The 18716-nt window shown below is 41.6% G+C and carries 19 protein-coding genes and 1 other annotated feature; of the genes, 10 read left to right on the top strand and 9 right to left on the bottom strand.

The features are described 5' to 3' along the window. Positions 1-318 precede the first annotated feature (318 nt). From RBH76_03735 to RBH76_03710, 6 genes are all read left to right on the top strand, one after another. The gene (locus RBH76_03735) at positions 319-507 is read left to right on the top strand and encodes a hypothetical protein (protein WMJ84551.1); all 189 of its coding nucleotides are present in this window, start codon (positions 319-321) and stop codon (positions 505-507) included. A gap of 42 nt (positions 508-549) precedes the next feature. Further along, entirely contained in the window at positions 550-741 is a 192-nt protein-coding gene (locus RBH76_03730; protein WMJ84550.1) for a hypothetical protein, read from the top strand. Positions 742-868: 127 nt separating this feature from the next. Further along, positions 869-1054, top strand: a complete 186-nt coding sequence (locus RBH76_03725; GenBank protein WMJ84549.1) for a hypothetical protein — start codon at positions 869-871, stop codon at positions 1052-1054. Between the two features lie 364 nt (positions 1055-1418). Further along, positions 1419-1724, top strand: a complete 306-nt coding sequence (locus RBH76_03720; GenBank protein ID WMJ84548.1) for a hypothetical protein — start codon at positions 1419-1421, stop codon at positions 1722-1724. Between the two features lie 184 nt (positions 1725-1908). Beyond that, the gene (locus tag RBH76_03715; protein ID WMJ84547.1) at positions 1909-2283 is read left to right on the top strand and encodes a hypothetical protein; all 375 of its coding nucleotides are present in this window, start codon (positions 1909-1911) and stop codon (positions 2281-2283) included. Continuing rightward, a complete protein-coding gene (locus RBH76_03710) occupies positions 2274-2735 on the top strand; it encodes a hypothetical protein (GenBank protein WMJ84546.1) in 462 nt (153 codons plus the stop codon). The genes RBH76_03715 and RBH76_03710 overlap by 10 nt, the downstream gene beginning before the upstream one ends. A gap of 750 nt (positions 2736-3485) precedes the next feature. Here the strand turns inward: RBH76_03710 and crtI are convergent. The 3 genes from crtI to RBH76_03695 form a co-directional block, all read right to left on the bottom strand. Then, entirely contained in the window at positions 3486-4979 is a 1494-nt protein-coding gene (gene crtI / locus RBH76_03705) for a phytoene desaturase family protein (protein ID WMJ84545.1), read from the bottom strand. Between the two features lie 97 nt (positions 4980-5076). Continuing rightward, positions 5077-5529, bottom strand: a complete 453-nt coding sequence (locus RBH76_03700) for a staygreen family protein (protein WMJ84544.1) — start codon at positions 5527-5529, stop codon at positions 5077-5079. Between the two features lie 447 nt (positions 5530-5976). Next, positions 5977-7302, bottom strand: a complete 1326-nt coding sequence (locus RBH76_03695) for a sodium-dependent transporter (GenBank protein ID WMJ84543.1) — start codon at positions 7300-7302, stop codon at positions 5977-5979. A gap of 61 nt (positions 7303-7363) precedes the next feature. After that, positions 7364-7600: a binding site (T-box leader), on the bottom strand. 117 nt (positions 7601-7717) lie between these two features. Here RBH76_03695 and RBH76_03690 point away from each other — a divergent pair. Next, entirely contained in the window at positions 7718-7906 is a 189-nt protein-coding gene (locus tag RBH76_03690) for a hypothetical protein (GenBank protein WMJ84542.1), read from the top strand. A gap of 682 nt (positions 7907-8588) precedes the next feature. Further along, complete coding sequence (locus tag RBH76_03685) at positions 8589-9503, top strand: hypothetical protein (protein WMJ84541.1); 915 nt, start codon at positions 8589-8591, stop codon at positions 9501-9503. A 249-nt stretch (positions 9504-9752) separates the two neighbouring features. Here the strand turns inward: RBH76_03685 and RBH76_03680 are convergent, their stop codons facing one another. The 3 genes from RBH76_03680 to RBH76_03670 form a co-directional block, all read right to left on the bottom strand. Beyond that, a complete protein-coding gene (locus RBH76_03680) occupies positions 9753-10502 on the bottom strand; it encodes a LysM peptidoglycan-binding domain-containing protein (protein WMJ84540.1) in 750 nt (249 codons plus the stop codon). Positions 10503-10620: 118 nt separating this feature from the next. Next, the gene (locus RBH76_03675) at positions 10621-10974 is read right to left on the bottom strand and encodes a nuclear transport factor 2 family protein (protein WMJ84539.1); all 354 of its coding nucleotides are present in this window, start codon (positions 10972-10974) and stop codon (positions 10621-10623) included. Positions 10975-11023: 49 nt separating this feature from the next. Next, the gene (locus RBH76_03670; protein WMJ84538.1) at positions 11024-11959 is read right to left on the bottom strand and encodes a hypothetical protein; all 936 of its coding nucleotides are present in this window, start codon (positions 11957-11959) and stop codon (positions 11024-11026) included. A 1160-nt stretch (positions 11960-13119) separates the two neighbouring features. Between RBH76_03670 and RBH76_03665 the strand changes: the two genes are divergently transcribed. Then, on the top strand, positions 13120-14085 hold the full coding sequence (locus RBH76_03665) for a D-2-hydroxyacid dehydrogenase (protein ID WMJ84537.1): 966 nt from the start codon (positions 13120-13122) through the stop codon (positions 14083-14085). 11 nt (positions 14086-14096) lie between these two features. Then, entirely contained in the window at positions 14097-15227 is a 1131-nt protein-coding gene (locus tag RBH76_03660) for a glycerate kinase (protein WMJ84536.1), read from the top strand. Positions 15228-15821: 594 nt separating this feature from the next. On the opposite strand, the gene RBH76_03655 is transcribed toward RBH76_03660, so the two are convergent. The 3 genes from RBH76_03655 to RBH76_03645 form a co-directional block, all read right to left on the bottom strand. Next, a complete protein-coding gene (locus RBH76_03655) occupies positions 15822-16478 on the bottom strand; it encodes a 3-oxoacid CoA-transferase subunit B (protein ID WMJ84535.1) in 657 nt (218 codons plus the stop codon). Next, positions 16466-17089 carry a 3-oxoacid CoA-transferase subunit A gene (locus RBH76_03650; GenBank protein ID WMJ85192.1) on the bottom strand — a complete coding sequence of 208 codons (624 nt, stop codon included), beginning with the start codon at positions 17087-17089 and terminating at the stop codon, positions 16466-16468. The genes RBH76_03655 and RBH76_03650 overlap by 13 nt, the downstream gene beginning before the upstream one ends. 108 nt (positions 17090-17197) lie before the next feature. Then, complete coding sequence (locus RBH76_03645) at positions 17198-18496, bottom strand: GntP family permease (protein WMJ84534.1); 1299 nt, start codon at positions 18494-18496, stop codon at positions 17198-17200. Between the last annotated feature and the right edge of the window lie 220 nt (positions 18497-18716).

Genomic DNA, 18716 nt, shown 5'->3' with positions numbered 1-18716 from the left:
ATTCTACCGTTTTTTCATAAAATTATCAACATTTTTTAAATTTAATTTTTGATAAATGAACGTTTATCTCATAAACAAAAGGGCCTGCTTTTACAGCAAGCCCAAGAGGCTATATTTAATACCAGTATCGATTGCAGCATCTACAACCGCATCCGCATCCGTTAGAGCAGCCGAAGAGGCCTAACAAGAGCAAAGGCCACAAGTACATAATGATCACTCCTTTTAGCTTATTTAAAAAGCAAAGAAAAGTGGACACAGTACAGATTATGGCGATAGGAGTATATGTGTGAAATATAGGACACAGAAGGAGGAATCTGTTTGACCAACATTGAAAAGAAAGCTTTCCTGCGTCGCTACGGAGATAATGAACGAGAGATAAAGCGCCTCGAAGAGGAAATTTCCCGCTGGGAATCACGAGCTGAGAAAGTAACGGCCAGTTATAGCCTGGCACCAGCGCATGGAACTGATGGCGACAAAGTACAGGTCGCGGTTGATAATATTGCCTAGATTAAGGCCTTGCTGTACGACCGGCTGACGGATGCCACCGAGATGCGGCGCAGCATTCAGGCGGCAATTGATACGGTGGAGGACGGGTGGCTTCGGAACCTGCTTGAGTACAGATACATAGATTCACTGTCGTGGGACGATGTTGCTGAAATGATGAACTATGATCGTCGGTGGACGATAACTTTGCATGGTGCGGCCTTGATTGCAATGGGCATCAAAAACACAGCACTTTAATTCACTCAAATCTGTGGTATTCTGTATTTGTAAAAATTTGCAGAACTAACCTGAATTTAATCATGCGCAAGCATACAAGTCCTCTCGTCGGTAAAACTATTATTATCAAACAAAAGGGGGCCTTGGCATGGAACTCAACACGCAGGATTATCTAAAAAAGACGTTGGTTGATACACAAGAGCGCGTGCGGGACTTTATGATGTATTCTGAAAAGTCAAATGATAAAAACATTCAGAGCTTTTTTAAGCAGTATGCGGAGTCCGAAGCACACCAGGCAGCACAGATGCAGCAATATATCGATAATATCCATTAGTATAGTTAACCAAAGAGCACCCTCGACGATTCGGGGGTGCTCTTACAAAAAACCGAGGATCACTCCCCGGTTTTTTCTTTGGTATAGAATTCATCAAGTGGGCATTCTAATGCGTTGTAAATCACACTTGCGGTAGAGATACAGCAATCCCCGCGGCGTTCATAAGCGTAACCTTTTATAATTTCAAGTGTAAATTATAGCCGTATTTTGGTAGGGTTTTAAGAGTTGGAAACTTGTAATATTTTACAGTGTTCTATATAATGAAGAGTACATCCTTGCTTTGTACGGTGATAATTGTAGCACAATAAGTTTAGTGGAAAATAAAGCTGAAATGCATAACACATTCCGGCGATATGGGGAGCTTGTGGAACCGGAAATGATGCAAAAATTTACAGCTAAAATCAAATGGGATGTTGTTGGTTATATCGGCGATAAAGAATACGCCATGCAGGGTCTATCGGAATGTTTCGAAAGTATATCAATAAATGATCCTTCGCAATGGCGTGAAATAGGGTCTCGACTTTACCGGCAATCTAAAATCGCAGAAATATCCAACAATCACTATGCTTATGACATTCGTAATAACATCACGAAAGCAGCCGTACGTAGCGGTCTTGATAATTTCTGGGAATTGCACTCTTGGAATAATGAGTTTCGCATCAATCTCTAAAATCCGAGTCAAACTCAGATGCCTTTTTCAAACAAATGCTCACCCCACAATGGATGACTATCATAGATCATGAATCCAAGGAAATTGAAACTGCTTATCAGCCCGAAGCGGACAGTTATTTCAAACATCTATACGCAATATGCAATTGCTGCTCAAACTACAATATAGTAGAAAACCCGATAAGATGAAGATGCTGTTTGAGAAAGAACTTGCTACGCAAGAGTTGTGGATTACAGGAAACTTCAATATTCCTGTAGACTATAGATTCAATGATCCAAATTTAGTCTACTGTAGTGCAGAATCTCCTAACTATGATCTTCCAGACTCAGGGAGCCCCGATGACTCAAGCATTTTTGAAAACTTTCTTTCTTTAACTGAAGAGCATGATAGAGAATCACAAAATGCAAATAAAATTAGGAGGTTCATCTCAAGATTTTCTGCCACTGAAAAATATGTTGACGACGAGTATATCGAAACAGGAGATATAAGAATACCTGCGCTTAATCCAGATATAAACGCGATTTTATATACCAAAGAAAAACATGGCAAATGGCATTAGGGCTTGATAAAACACAACTCTCAAAAATTGTGTTTCAAAAGCTTCCTACAGGTAAAATGCCACTTTCCGCATATGTCTGGTACCCTTGGGGATATGAGGATGGGGCTGTATTTTTAGAAACAGCAAAGGTGTGCTCAATTTTTAATTCATATCGTGACAATCATTTTGATTGGTGTTTAGGGAACTTTGGATTGCTTGCTAAGGAAGGCTCTATTGATGAGACAAAAGATACATCAATCTTTCATGGTGGAATCAACCTTTTCAATCGGGTCGGTGGCAAGATTAGGGTTCGCTTTGGTAATAGTCAACTGGTTCCATCATCAGCGTGGAGACAACTGCTCCATTGTGTTCCCAGTAGTGCCTCCCCCTATGTTTGGATAAGTGAAAATGGCAATGAGGTTCTACGACTTGAGCATATTGCATCACCAACTAGAAATAATAACACTAATTGAATTTCCCATTATTGATATTACCTGAACAGTTTAGATTGCCGCCCAAATGCTGCCCGTCTTTATATCCTTGCTGAACAAGGCAATGGGCGCTACGGGCGGCATGGGCGGCATTTTTACAAAACTATCTATAATACAACCCTGTATACTAACTCATATCAGCATTTAAAGTATGGTTGAGTAGGCCACTAATCACGCTTCAGCGGCACCAGAACGATCCTCAAGTCTTTCTTGAGGGTCGTTTTTCTATTATTTATAAATAGTTTCTGATATAGATTAAAATATCATAATAATGGCGTTATAATGCGGGTTTATATTTTATAGTGCTATATACTCTCAATGCGATATTTTAAGTGATTGCCTGAATACCGGATTGATAAGATAATTAGTCTGTTTGAATATTTTAAATCTCAGATAATTATATTGGAGCATTATAAGATAGCTGTTATTTATATAAGGCATTATTACGTGATCATACCCATATTCAAATATATCTGCATCCGAAAAATAGTTAAAATATTTTTAATGAAATGCCGCCCATGCCGCCCGTAGCGCCATTCCCTTATTCAGCAAGGATAATAAGCGGGCAGCATTAGGGCGCACCCCTAGGGGGGCGGACAACCTCCTGTGACTACATTTTGGCCCAGGATTTTGTCCGTACCCCCTTAGGTCAATATACATTGGCGATTATACCAAATAAGAATAAATGAGACTTATAAACTCTTTGCTTACATTTAAAATAAATTTAATATTTTAATTACTTGTATTTTTTGTAATTTTCTCTGCGGCTGTTTTCGCGCATTTCATAACCATTGTTACACCATTACCTGGATGGATTGATGATCCCACAAAATATAGGTTTTCTACTTTTCTATTATAAACCTGAGGTCTAAAAAAGATGCTCTGCAAAATTGTATGTCCTAACCCAAAGGCCGCCCCTAAATAGCAGTTGTATCTTTCTTGCAAATCTATGGGTGTGAAAACATCCTCATAAACAATTACATTTTCAATATCACTAATACCAGATATTTCGGACAATTTTGACTTTAGTAGGTTTTTTAATGATTCTATGGTCTCGTTATCCCATTTAGGGTTATCGTCTTTAAGATTTGGTACCCTAACCATAATATTAATAGAACCACTTCCATTAACAACAAAGCTTTGGTCAATGGAAGATGGATAATAAAAATATATAGGTGGATTTCGTGGTAGTAATCCACTAAATATGCGATCTATTTCCTTTTTAAAATCATTGCCTATATAGATATTGTGAACGCTGAAGTTTTCTAGTTTTTTTAATAATACAAGTCTTAAAATAAAGACCGAGCAGGACGTTTTTACGCTTTTAGTTACCCTTGGATTATATCTCTTTGATATGGTTTCATCCTTAATAAGGTTTGAAATGGAGTAGCAATAGTCTACATTAGAAACTACAAGGTCATATGGCACGAATTTTTCATTTGTTTTAACTCCATAGGCCATGCTGTCTTTTATAGCTATTTCTTTGATGGGCATATCACAAAAAAGCCTACCACCCAAGTCTTTAAAAGCCATAATTAGTGCCTTTGTATATTGTGACATTCCACCCTTTATATGCTTAATTCCCCTTACTTGGGTGAGTGCTGGGACAGATGCATAAATGTTAATGAGCTTATACGGTGAGATGCCCATATAGAAGCTTAAAAAGGCGAGAAAATTACGAAGATTTTGATTGTTAACGTAGTTGGAAATTTCACTATAGGCACTTTTATAAGGTTTTAGCTTTAATGCTGCTATTAGTGTTTGGCTATTAACTATGCTTTTAACATCACAAAAAGATTGAGTTAAAAAAAACTTATCTGCTACAAGATACTTTTTATAAAGTTTATTAGTAAAAGTAGCATAATTTTTAAAAGGCTCACCAAAAAAATTTAGAAAGTTCTCTTTTTGGGTATTGGCGCTTCTATTAACTTGCCACGTCTTGCCATGTTCAAAGAATACGGTATAAAGAACATCTAGATCAATAAAGCTAAAATATTGTCTAGGGTTTAATCCACAATCTTTAAAAACAGTATCATATTCTAATGGATCAAGCGCTATAGAAGCTGTTGTATCAAATCTGAATCCACCTTTTGGGTTTGTTCCTGTTACTCCCCCGGCGAATTTTTGCTTTTCATAGATATCTACATCAAAGCCCTCATTTAACAGCCTAATTCCAGTACATAATCCACCTATTCCGCTACCTATAATCGCAACTTTCTTTTTCATATACCACCTAAGACCACATCTTTTAATTTTAAGACCTTGCAATTCAAATACAAGTATATATATTGGTATTATTGTCATAAGTGGCTTGAAATAAATATTAAATTAGGGTGTATCTACCGATAGGTCCAAAATTATAAGTCTTATCATATGTAGGGTTTTCTGAAACAAAGTGGATTAGCACAGGCGTGCTATCAATATTGGGATATTTTTGGAATAAGAATCTATCAGCCTGTCTCAATGCTTTTAGGGCTGTTGGCATTTCAGAATAAAAAATTCTATTCCTAACTCCAGGATTACCTAATATACCTGCTCCATCTATAAGAACTGAGCCTATTAAAAAAAGTCCTCTTTCGGTTTGCTCCCAACCTATTTTTACATCATCATGAATGCTGGTAACTTGATCATCAGCATAATTATCAGCAACAAATACAAATAGCTCCGCTGTAATGTCAGAATGAGTAATAGTATATTTTCTGCCTACAACCGGCTCATAAGGATTAACGCTGTCACGATATTGTACAAACACTTTTTGCGGATTGAGTTCTCGCACATTTATCACCTTCAGTAATTAATGTTTTATATATTTTAATCAGTGACTGAAAATAGTGTTCGAAAGGAACAATCCCTAGCGCCAACCTTCTTATCATTCAGTTGAAGCTTTTCGCTACTGTTCAATTATCACATACTTTTCTTCAGGTTTACTTTCTATGTAATCAAGATGAGATCAATAAGAAATAACACATAGATTCATAATGATTTTTTTATCAATTGCGCATTATTGATATGATCTTATAGTTGAGAGAATCGCTGAATTTCGCTTAATGTTTATACAGGGCAAGCCCAAGGGATACCCTTGGGCTTGTAAATTAGTACCAGAACAGGTAATTCAGCAGAATAAAACTACTTATTGCTGCCTCAAAAATTAACAGACAAAGAGCTGGAAAAAACACGGTAGAAAAGCGGCTCGCGCCGACGTGGTTTTCCAATGCGGTGGACGTCAAAAGGCCACCTTCATAAACAGTGCGACGCAGCAGAGGATGATGGCGAAGGGAACATAGAGGTAGCGGCCCGTCCGATACCAGCCGTCACCGCGCTGGACAGAACTGCCCCTGTTGATTTCTGCCATCAGATCCTCTTTCCTCATGATCCAGAACCAGGAAATTGAACCGAGGGTTGCGCCGATGGGAATGATATAGATCGACACCAGATCCATCCAGGGCCCCCATTGGAAGATGGCCTCCATATTGAGACCTACACCCAGACAGATCAGACAGAGAATTCCCAGCGCGACTTTGCGCCCCAGCTTTGGAAACCGGTGCAGCAGGGATTCCGCAACGGCTTCAAACATATTTTGCAGAGAACTGATCCCTGCGAGAATCATTGCAATGTAAAGAATCACGGCAAAACACTGCCCGAAGGGAACGTCCTGTAAAATCGTGGGCAGGGTGACAAATAGCAGGCTGGGGCCTGCCCCTACATCCACGCCGTAGGAAAAACACGCAGGGATAATCACAAGCGTTGCAACCAACGCTGCAATGGTATCTAAAAAAGCGGTGTGACGGGCAATGGAGACGACGTCCTCGTGGTCGTCCAAATAAGCACCATAAACAATCATGCCGCTTCCGGTAATGGAAAGAGAGAAAAATGCCTGCCCCATTGCCCATATCCACACCATCGGATCTTTCAAAGCTTCCCAGCGGGGAATCAGGAGAAAGAGGTATCCTTCCAGAACATTGGGGAGCATTGCCACCCGAATTGCCAGGATAACGAAAATAATGAAGAAGGCGGGCATCATGATTTTATTGGTTTTTTCAATACTCTTTGCTCCAAGCAGCAGCGTCAGCAGGGTGCCGAATACGACGATGATATGGAAAGGGACTACGGAATAGGTAGAGAGGGAGAACGACTCAAACCAGGCGCCCGTGTCCACGGACATCAGCGTACCGGTCAGCGAGTCATACAGTGCCTTTAAAATGTAAGAGACGATAACGGCATAGCCGATGGCGATACACATGGAACCGGCCAGAGGAAGCCAGGCCAAAAGGCCGCCGGCCTTTCCGGCTCGTTCATCTCTGGTTTTCCATGCGTTTTCGTAAGATCCCAGTGTACCGGTTTTTGCACGCCGTCCGATTGCAAACTCTGCGGGCAGTCCGACATAGCTGAACACAAAAACGAAAAACAGATAGACGAGCAAAAAAGCGCCTCCGCCGTTGCTCCCCAGCTTGTTGGGGAACCCCCACACATTTGCCATGCCTACCGCCGAACCGACAGAGGCAAGAATGATGCCCCATCGACTTCGAAATCCATGTTCCTTCTGTTCCATTTTAATAGCTCCTTTTCAAATCATTCAAAAATAAAACATCGTCCTCTGTCCCTGGGCCGGGACAGAGGACGATGATTCATCGTGGTACCACCTCTGGTTTGAGCAGTTCTCGCGAAATGCTCCTCTTTGTGTGCAAACACACACGCAACGCTGTATCGGGCGTACCCGGCTTACCCTACTCGCTCTATTCAGGCAGCTGCTCGGGAATGTATTCAAACAGTCCGTCTGCATCCTTACACCGACCGGATGCTCTCTGAAGGGCGGATTCTGTTCTACTAGTTTCCTTCTTCGCATTTCATTTATTGCTTTAAACCATAACACACCGGAGAGAAAGAAGCAAGGAGTATTTAAAGAAAATTCCCTTTGCCTTCCCATTCATTTGAAATCGGAGCTTAATGGAGAGGCGGATTATATTATGGCATTTAATGATTTTGTGTTAGTAGATGGCGGAAACGATGGGGGCGTAGATGGACTGTACATTTTTGTAAAAGGCAACTATCTTTCTGATAAATCAGATTACCATGATAGTAAAAAATACGATAGCCAAAAGGAAGCTTTGATTGAATGCAGCTTCCGTGGATCCTTTGATGTGTTTAACACTTGAGCACAATAAGAGCTTTATACATAGAGAAAGAGACTAAATAAAATCCAGAAAATATTAAGTTGTATTAATGGCAAGCACAGTAACTCAGTCGTAGGTTTGAGCTCAGTGACACTGATTTAGGACTTACGAACTTCGTTTAATGTTTAGATTCCGCAATTACCAAGCTCTAACGGTTAGTAATCTAATAGCAGGTTGAAATTAAAAGTTTCGCATTCAGTTTTCATTATTTTTTTGACCACACTTTTTTTGTTCGATCTACATTATGATAATTTTATAGCATTTTTATAATGCGAAAAACGGCTTGGATAAGCTAAAAACCAGTGTCGGTGTTTTTAATGTGTTTGTTTTTTTAGAGTTCAAGTCCCATCTACCGCACCATAAAAAATCATGTATGAGCTTTTGAACTCATACATGATTTTTTGTTTTATTTATGATAAACTTAAGATGAAACCATTTATATAACAGAAAGGATGAGACGATGATATTTGCCTTCAAATTAATCAGTATTATTATGGGCGTGGCATTTCCTGCATTTTTGATAAAAGCAATCAAAGTTTCAAATGATGACTCTGCATCAAGATATACAGTTTTGGCTTGCATAAGTTTTGGAATTATTGTGTTTACTCTTATGGGGTTGCTTTAATCAAGTTTTTTATATAATATACGGGAGGATAAAGAGGGAATGAAAAAACAGATAGAATGTATTTTAATTGCTGTACTGATAGTTTTTCAGTTTTATTCCTTAGTAAAGATAAATTTATTGCAAAGCAGGGTTGAAAACACCAATAATATAATTAATTCTGTTGAAAATCGGTTAGATAATCAAATTAACTCTATCTATCAAAAGGTAGATCAAAAATTAGAGGCACAGGCAAGCTTAATTCATAAGTCCTGGACAAAAGTAGGAAAACTGGATATTGGTACTCTCACTGTACCTATTACATTTATGGTAGAGCCAAAGACAGTAACAGAAACTATGTCTGTATTTCTTGATTTTAACGGAGAGATTATCCGACTTGAGAAATCAGGAGTGCAGTATTCCACAATTAAAAATTTTGAAATATCGGATAGCATTTCTCCAAAGATTATTATGGAGGATAATGGCGTAAAAAACATCGAAGAGCATATGGGGTTGCGGGTATCAAGCATAAAAGAGCAAGTATTTCCCTATTTTTATGCTGGTTTTTCTGGGGAATCTTCTTATAGATCAAATGAATATCGTGCAAAAGGAAAACTTAATATAAGTTGTAAACCGTTACAGGAGAATAATTCCTTTGTTGATATAAAATATGTGATTAAAGTGAATGATAAAATCATAAAAGAAACAGATGTAATTTCAGAAAAAGAGAATGGATTAAGTGAAACATTTACGCTTGATATTGACGATAAATTTTCTATAAATGATGGACAAATCCTTACTTCCAATGTTGTGGCTGTAGATAGTTTGGGATTTACTCACGAATATTTGGTAACTCATTTTGTAGCAGGTTCTAATATGCAAAGAGAACCCTATTTTCAAAAAATGAACATAATAGCTCCTAATGGAGGAATTGTTTATCAGTTTGACGAAAACAATTACGAGAAGATAAATAAATAAAAAGTTATCATATAGATTATGAGCATAATACGAAGTGATAGTTCAAGTCTGGATAAAGACTGAAGGTAAGAGTTATGATATTCTATATGAGCAGAAAGCACATAAAAAAGCGCTTTGGAATGTAATTCCGAAGCGCTTTTTTTCATGAGTGACTACATTTATCGGTTTTAACCGCCTTTTTTAGCTTTTCTATTTGCGAGAATGTAGTGCCAATTACTGAGTGAAAAACGTGTTGATTTACCGTCTTTCTCATATGAAATATTTTGGAAACTGCTTTACAATACCCTGAGTCATCATATCGGCCATTATTAATGCTTCCTGTTCAATTTTTTCAAACACATTGATCGTGTCTGCATATTTTTGGGTTAAGAAATAGACAGCTTCAGATTTTGTCATGGCAAGGTGGTCATATAATATTTTCTGCCACGCCTGAGCAGACCAATACGGATTGATTTTACCAAGGAAAGTTGCAATTTGAGTTGCGTTTGCGTACCATCGTTTCTCTGTGTCGGCCGCTGCGGTACTGTCGCCCGCTTTTGCAGATTTAACAAGCTCGACGGCAATTGTAAGATGACTTGTAAATAACTCTGAAAATTTTGCTGCAAGGTCCTCTCCATAGAATCGTTTCAGAGCCGCTTCGAAATCTTTGGGGTTACGCAGGAGACGATTGGCGACGGGGTCCGTATTCGGTAATTCAAAAGCCATGCTGAGAATGAGCAGTCTCGTCCAATAAACATGCTGTTCCCACAACATTCTCAGGTGGTTGCTGAGTGTCTGTTCTGTCGTGCTGATGCAAAAGGGAACAGGTTGCATGGGCGTCTTATAGGGGTTGTATTCCTGAGGAATGCAGAGCGTTTGCCCGATAGACAGATTATTTATATCAAGTTCGGGATTTAATAACACGATTTCCGGTATGGATGTATGAAAACGTTGCGCGATCTGCCATAAAGAGTCGCCAGGTCGGACGGTATATAAAAATCCTGAGGGGCATGAGGACATATGTAACACTACCTTTCAAAAAATACATTGTTACATAATATGATTTCCCTTTCAGGATATTGCCAGTCATACGGCTCAGAAATCGTAATTTATTTGCTTGCGTTATTCTCATAACGTGTTATTCAATCGGCAATCCATGCTGCCTAAGAAAAGAAAGCTTATCCCAATAGCCACGTTGGAAAACAATTTTATCATTCACAACCTGAAAAAATCCGCAACCTCGAAGCCCCAGGGGATCACGCCATTCCATAATTGCCCACTGCCCATCCTCAAAAATATTTTCCACGATACAAACCATCTTGGCTTGTTCAAATTCATCCTTAAAGAATTTTTTAATATTTTCACGACCGCGTACCGGTTCATTTGCTACTTGGTAGTTGATGGCGTCTTCTGCATAGAGTAATGATAATGCTTCGGCATCGGCCTCATTAAAAGAGTCAATAAACAATAGCAAAACTTCTTTTGGTCTCATTTTCACTACCTCCAGTTATTTAAACGTTCAGTTTTAGATGAAGAGACCTTTATTTCTTTTTAAAGACAGCGTTTATGCTTCTGGTGCCATAGATGGCGTCAAAGGTGAAGGCGGCTGTATCGCCGCAGTTGATGCTATTGGGAACAGCCTTTCCGTCCACCTGAACATAGTAGATGGTGTAGCCTTCGTCGGCGGTGATGGTGTATTTTTGGTTGATATCGCCGGGTCTAAAGAGCTTTTCACCTGGTTCGGTAATGCTGCCGCCTTTACCCGCATTAGCGGTAATGGGAAGATAGAGCAAGTTTTTGTGCGATGAACTCTTTTTACCAAAGGTAGGCGTGATGTAAAAAGTATAGTTGTTATTGGTATCTAGTTTTTCTTGTAAAAAAACGGTAAGTTCTTCATTGTTTGTTGGCCAATGCTTGCTCCAAGCCACTTCGGGGGCACCGTCCGCGTCGGAGACTGCAACTATTATAGGATACACGGCATTATTCGAGCTGATATATAAGTACATGTCACAATAGTTTTCATTACATTTATATGTACCACCCGAATAAATAGCATAGCCAATTGTATCGGAGCTTTCTGTGCGGCGGATATCAAAAGAGAAAGTACTATAACTATCGTAACCCACTAAATGATCTGTCGAACTAGGTATATAGTAAATTGTTTTATTGTGCTCACTTGTCTGGGCGGCAGGTAATATTGTTGTTGGCCTCGTGGGGCTGTCTAACAAAAAGACGGGTATGCCATTTAATGTAGCTGTGGAAAGAATACCGTCTAGCGATGAAAGGTCATCGGCAGTAAAGCAAAAGCCACCTGTCAGTGTAAAAACAGCGGGTGAAGATCCTATAAGAACATCGCCCTCCTCGGTGAGTAACTTTGAAAAATCAAAAGGTTCTGGTGGGTCTGCAGCTATTACAGAAGTTGGAAGTGCAAGAATAATAAGTGAGACTAAAAGCGCTAACAATAATAGTTTTTTCATTACTTTATAACTTCCTTTCTTATGGAAATAATATCCAACAATAATAACATAATAGTGAAAATTTTTCAATGCGTTGAAATTGCAAAAACATTAGTATCATATTTTAAAAAGGCTATAGGAACGAGTTATTATCTGCCCAGCAGCGATAAGTGAGAATTTAACAAAAAAGCACCTGCTCATCGCAGGTGCTTAAGTTATGGTGTTATTATTCGTTATCATCCACTGACTCTTTGCAGCCATAAGCACTAAATTCGGCAGAGCAAGCAATGTCACTAGACTCATAATTGTTATTAACTCTATTATCAATCATAATAGTCTACCTCCTCGGTGTGATATTATGGTTATAATACCACATTGGAATCAGTATGTCATGTGATTAAGTCACATAAGCAGCAATAAATGGTTATCATTAAAAAGAGTAATAATTGACCGGCATTGAGAAAAGCCTTCTTGCGTCGTTACGCTGACAACGAGCGGGAGATGCGGTTGATAATATCGCCTTAAACTCATGGTCGCGCTTTAGGGCAAATATAAAATTTTGCAAGGACATAGAATGATACACCACATCTGTGATATTATGTATTTGTAAAATAATCAAAAGCGATTTGTCTGTGGATACTTAATAGACCTAAACGCACATAAGTAGTGATAGGGTGAGGTGCAGCGGAAACCTTTCAAAACCTGATATTCAGATTAAAATCCAGCGGCGGAACTCCAATCGCGAAAAATGTACCAAGATTAAGCAGGACAGAGTACTTCAGAAGTTTTGAATATTGCCTTTTCAAACGGGGACATGTTTGAAAAGGTCGTTGAATTAATTAGATTGTCGTCATGTTCCTGATCTTATTTTGTCGGATGTTTATGGATGCCACAGCCGCTATTATATCCTTGTGCCCATACTTCTGCCGGCGGTTGTTTCGTTGGCATCTTTGTTGTACTCTTTAATTACCACGCTGCCCTTCGGTCTATTACCCCGCAGGTTGGTGTGTTCCTATATGCCTCGGAGAATGTGACAGGACTGTCGTTTCAAACTTATTGAGAAAAGCGACAGTGCCGGGGTTCATTTTAAACAACGGAAATCTTTATTTACGCTGATTTTAATTGCCGCATGAGCGCTACATAAATGCGGTGCCCACGCATTGTTGAAAGGAGTTTGAACCATGAAAATAGTCGTATTGGACGGATATACACTAAATCCCGGTGACATCAGCTGGGAAGGGTTTGAGAAGCTTGGTGTACTTAAGGTTTATGACCGCACTTCTTTAACGGACGAAAATGAAATTATTGCGCGGATCGGGGATGCCGAAATTGTTTACACAAATAAAACGCCTCTTTCAAAACAGGTGCTAGATGCCTGCCAGAACATTCAATTTATTGGCGTACTGGCGACTGGTTATAATGTCGTGGATGTGGCTTGTGCAAAGGGTATGGGTATTCCTGTTTGCAATATACCCACCTATGGCACCGATGCGGTCGGACAGTTTGCTATTGCTATGTTGCTAGAAATTTGCCACCATGTTGCACATCATTCTGACGCTGTCCACGCCGGACGGTGGGAAAAGAACCCCGACTGGTGTTTCTGGGATTATCCGCTCATTGAGCTGGCAGGGAAGACGATGGGCATTATTGGTTTTGGTAGAATTGGTCAGACGACCGGACGCATTGCAAAGGCCATGGGAATGAAGATTGTCGCCTTTGATGAATATCCCAATGAGACCGGTAAAGATATTGCGGAATATGTTACGCTTGACGCACTGCTCAAGACTTCAGATGTGATTGCTGTACATTGTCCGTTGTTTCCGTCTACGCAGGGCATTATTTGCAAAAAGAACATTGACAAGATGAAAGATGGTGTTATCATACTCAATAACTCCCGCGGGCCACTGATTGTCGAGCAGGATCTGGCAGACGCTCTCAACAGTGGCAAGGTTTATGCGGCAGGCTTGGACGTTGTTTCGACTGAGCCGATCAAGGGAGATAACCCTCTGCTCAAGGCCAAAAACTGCATTATCACGCCCCATATCTCATGGGCACCTAGGGAAAGCCGTCAGCGCTTGATGGATATTGCGGTGGACAACCTTAAACAGTTTTTGGCGGGTAGTCCCACAAACATTGTAAACAAATAAAGGGTGACAGCATGAAAAAGTTCATTTTGGTTCCAGATTCCTTTAAGGGGACGCTTTCTTCAACCGAGATATGTGGTATGATGCAGGCGGAAATCGCCACAGTGTTTCCTGATGCAAAGATATGTGCCATACCGGTGGCGGATGGCGGCGAGGGTAGCGTAGACGCTTTTCTGGCTGCTGTCGGCGGCGAAAAGAAATGGGTTACCGTAAAAGGCCCTTATGGCGAGGATATGGAGGCTTTTTACGGAAAGCTGAGCAATGAGCTGGCGGTTGTAGAGATGGCGGCAGCGGCAGGCCTGCCCCTTGTGGGTGAAAACCGGCACGCAGAAAAAACCACAACCTACGGCGTAGGTCAGCTCATTGAAGCTGCCGTAAAGGACGGTGCCAAAAGAATTATCGTTGGACTTGGCGGTAGCGCCACCAACGACGGCGGCGCGGGCTGTGCAGCAGCTCTTGGGGTGCGCTTTTTTAATGAACAGGACAAAAGTTTTGTTCCCGTGGGCGATACGCTAAAAGATATTGCGAAGATTGATGTGAGCGGGCGAGCTCCTTGCCTAGAAGGCGTTACTTTTGTGACCATGTGCGATATTGACAATCCGCTTTGCGGTGAGAATGGTGCCGCTGCTGTGTTTGGACCGCAGAAGGGGGCGGACATTACAACAGTCCGGTTGCTTGACGAGGGCCTTTCGCACTTTGCAGCCATATTAAAGCGCGATATCGGCGCTGATATCCTGAATCTTCCCGGGGCGGGAGCTGCAGGCGGTATGGGTGGCGGCATGGTAGGGCTTTTAGGCTCCAAGCTGCAAATGGGTATTGATACCGTGCTGGATACGGTCGGCTTTGATGAGCTGTTGCAAGAGGCTGATCTGGTGCTGACCGGAGAGGGCCGAATTGACGGCCAAAGCCTACGCGGCAAGGTTGTGGTGGGCGTTGCAAAGCGTTGCCAAAAGCAAAATGTCCCCGTTGTTGCGGTTGTGGGTGATATCGCCGATGGCGCGGAAGCGGCTTATAATGCCGGCGTCACTGCCATATTTAGCATTAATCGTAGACCCATGCCATTTTCAGAATCAAAGTTTCTTTCGCACGACAATATGCAGTTGACGATGCGAAACCTTATGCGCTTGATATCCAAAATAAAATGAAAATCACCAATTTTATGGTGATGTGCGATTGTTAAAAAAAGCCGAGGCAACTGATACCAGATAGTTGCCTCGGCTTTTTGTGTTTTAGCAGGGTTATAACATGCTTATTTACAAAATATATGCCGATTATTTATTTCAACTGTTTTCTATATTCATCAAGTAGTTAGCTATATTGATTTTAGAGGAACCACCCCTCCAAATTATGGTTATGGCCAAGGACGCAAATTTTTATGTTCTGCCACCGGTGTCTGCGCTGATAACCCGAATGTACCATTACCATTTGTTTTTATACTAAGCTCACGGAATAAATCGTGAATCGCGTACCGAGTCCAGATATGCCATCGCCTGCAGCATAATATTCTTCAAACTTAGTCTAATATCATTAGATATTGGACGTGAATATAATTTCATTAATTTGATATATATAGGAAGGCATATTTTGTTGCGCGTCTTTTGCGGACAGCAAACAGGGGAAAGTATCGACCGACAAGCGTCTGACGAGATTTTATAAAGCTAATAAAAATGTCAAGGCAAGCAACTGATTGTTGCCTGCCTTGACGTTACCCCTGCCGTTATATGAATTAGAATGAAGCTTTAAGCTTCTTCCATTATCTTGAGATCGGGACTGATCTTCAGTTCGCAGCCAGTGGCGGCGCGAATTTCATCCAAAGTGTAATCGGGATGTAGCTCAGTTAGCAGCAGCCCCTTCGGCGTTACTTCTATAACGCCCATCTCGGTGATAATTAGCTTAACGACGCCCAGCGCCGTATAGGGCAGTGTGCATTTTTTAAGGATTTTATGTGCGCCCTTTTGTGTGTGCAGCATTGAAATGATGACCTTCTTTGCGCCTACAACAAGGTCCATTGCACCGCCCATGCCAGCCACTATTTTGCCCGGAACAATCCAGTTAGCCAGATTGCCATGCTCGTCGACTTCCATAGCGCCAAGAACAGTAGCATCAAGATGTCCGCCCCTGACGATAGAAAAGCTCATAGCGGTGTCAAAGAAATTGACCTCGGGTACATAGGTCACATAGCTGCCACCGGAGTTGATGACATCAACATTTTCTTTGCCTGGCTCTGCAGAAGAGGAAAGGCCTACAAATCCGTTTTCGGAATGCAAAATAATGTTTACATCTTCAGGAATATAATTGGCAACTAAAGTTGGAAGCCCTATTCCCAGGTTTATAACATCACCATCTTTAAACTCTTTAGCGGTTCTTGCTGCTATTCTTGCCTTTAAATCTGCCACGGCTTTTCACCTCCAACTATAGAATCCACAAAAATGCCTGACATTGTAAAGGTATCCGGTGGCAATTCGCCTACGCCAACAACTTTTTCAGAGGCTAAAATGACAGTCTGTGCTGCCATTGCCATGACATAGTTAAAGTTCTTGGTTGCCAAGGCGCAGCTATAATTACCATACTCATCACATATAGACGCTCTAATTAACGCAAAATCTGCCTTCAGCGGTTTTTCGAGCAGGTAGTCCTTACCATCAATACTGATAACCTGCTTTCCTTCGGCTACAATGGTTCCAACACCGGTTGGCGTCAGTACGCCGCCCAGACCTGCGCCGCCTGCACGTATTTTCTCCGCCAGACTGCCTTGCGGAACCAGCGTGCAATTTAATGTACCATTATTGATCCCCTGACCAATCAGCGGGTTCATGCCGACGTGAGATGCTATAATATGATCGATCATTCCGCGCTCAAGCAGTTTTCCGATTCCGCGCGCGGTTGTACCTTCTTTTGCAGGAAGACCGCCATCATTAGCAATAACTGTGAGGTGACGCACACCCTTCGCGACCAATGCATCTATCAAAATTTCTGGTGTTCCTGTACCTAGAAATCCGCTTATCATGACAGTTGCGCCGTCATGAATTTCCGATACCGCTTCAGTAGCGGTAACAAGTTTTTTACTCAATTTTTCTTCCTCCCTTTCTTGGTGTATTCAAGCTTAGAAGCACTGTTAAATTATGAGGCCCCAAATTAGCGCGAGCAGCAACGAGCCGATAACCGGTATAATGCAGGTGGTGACGCATATATCCAGATAAGATTCTTTATGCGTGCAATTTGAAACTGCCAGCAGGGTTAAAACGGCGCCGTTGTGAGGAAGCGTATCAAGACCGCCCGAGGAGAGCGAAGCAATACGGTGCAGATATTCGGGGTTAAGACCAATTGCCATGGCCTTTTCCAGATACTGCGGTGCAAGCGCACTGAGCGCGATGGACATACCGCCGGAAGCTGATCCGGTTGCACCTGCCAAAACGTTAACGGCAACCGCTTGTGAGAAGAGGATGCTGCCCGGCATGTTGAGCATGATGCCCGTCAGAGCCGTAAAGCCGGGAACCGCCTTGACGACAGAGCCGAAGCCAACTGCGCAGGAGGTGTTCATGATTGCCGTGAGAGAACCGTTTGCGCCCGCGCTGATAGCGGGGAGAAGAATTTTGAACTGCGCAAAATTGATGAGACAGCAAACGATAATGCCGGATAGCAACGCCATGACAATATGCCATTCAAATACGTTAAGTGTCACGATGACGGTGACAATGGGGAGCAAACCAGCAAGCCAATGCCAGGACGGCAGGTTCTGATTCTGCGCCGATTCAATATGTTTGGGATCTTCCACAAAGACCAAACCTTTTTCACGGCTTTTGCGCGCACGCCACTCAAGATAAAGATATCCGGGAACTCCGACAATAATAATTGCCGCAATGGACATTGTCGGGGCGGCCATGGGTGTCGTTCCGTAAAAGTTCATGGGAATAAGGTTCTGAATCTGTGGCGTTCCGGGAACAGCTGTCATGGTGATGCCAAACGCACCATATGCAATAGCGCCCGGAAGCAGTGTTCTGGGCAGGTTTGCCGCCCGGTAAATGGCATATCCCATCGGATAAATAACGAAAACGACCACAAACAATGAGATTCCGCCGTAGGTCATCAAAAGGCAGGGTAAAACCACAGCAGCAACTGCGCGCTGTGCGCCGATAATACTGACGAGTTTCTCGGCCAAAGAACGCGCCGAGCCTGTAATATCCATAACCTTGCCATAAACGGCACCAAGAAAGAATGCAGGAAACCATGTTTTAACATAGCCTGCCAGACCTTCCATGTAATTTCCTACATATGTATCCAAAATACTCATTCCGCTGAGAACAGCCACAAGAGCGGCGCAAACAGGCGCAACCCAAACAATAGAATGGCCTTTGTATGCAAGAAACATCAGTAAGACAAGCCCGATAAAAATGCCCATCATAGAAACGTTCACAAGATGCACCTCCATCAATATTCATTTATAAACCGGCTGATATAACTGTCAGAGCAAGCGGTTTCGCTCAAGATCGTCCTTCCACAACTAATGCGGCTGCGTTGACAGACCTTATAGCAACAGCACAAGCGAAACCGAAAATACCAATATTGTCTACAAAATAAATTTAATTTTAGGCGTAACACTGCGCTGAGTCAGCCAACCGAGCAGTGTATACCAA

It is taken from the genome of Oscillospiraceae bacterium MB24-C1, assembly GCA_030913685.1.
Lineage (GTDB): Bacteria > Bacillota > Clostridia > Oscillospirales > Ruminococcaceae > Yanshouia.
Note: the sequence above shows the minus strand (reverse complement) of the source record. Positions and strands in the feature narration are given on the sequence as shown.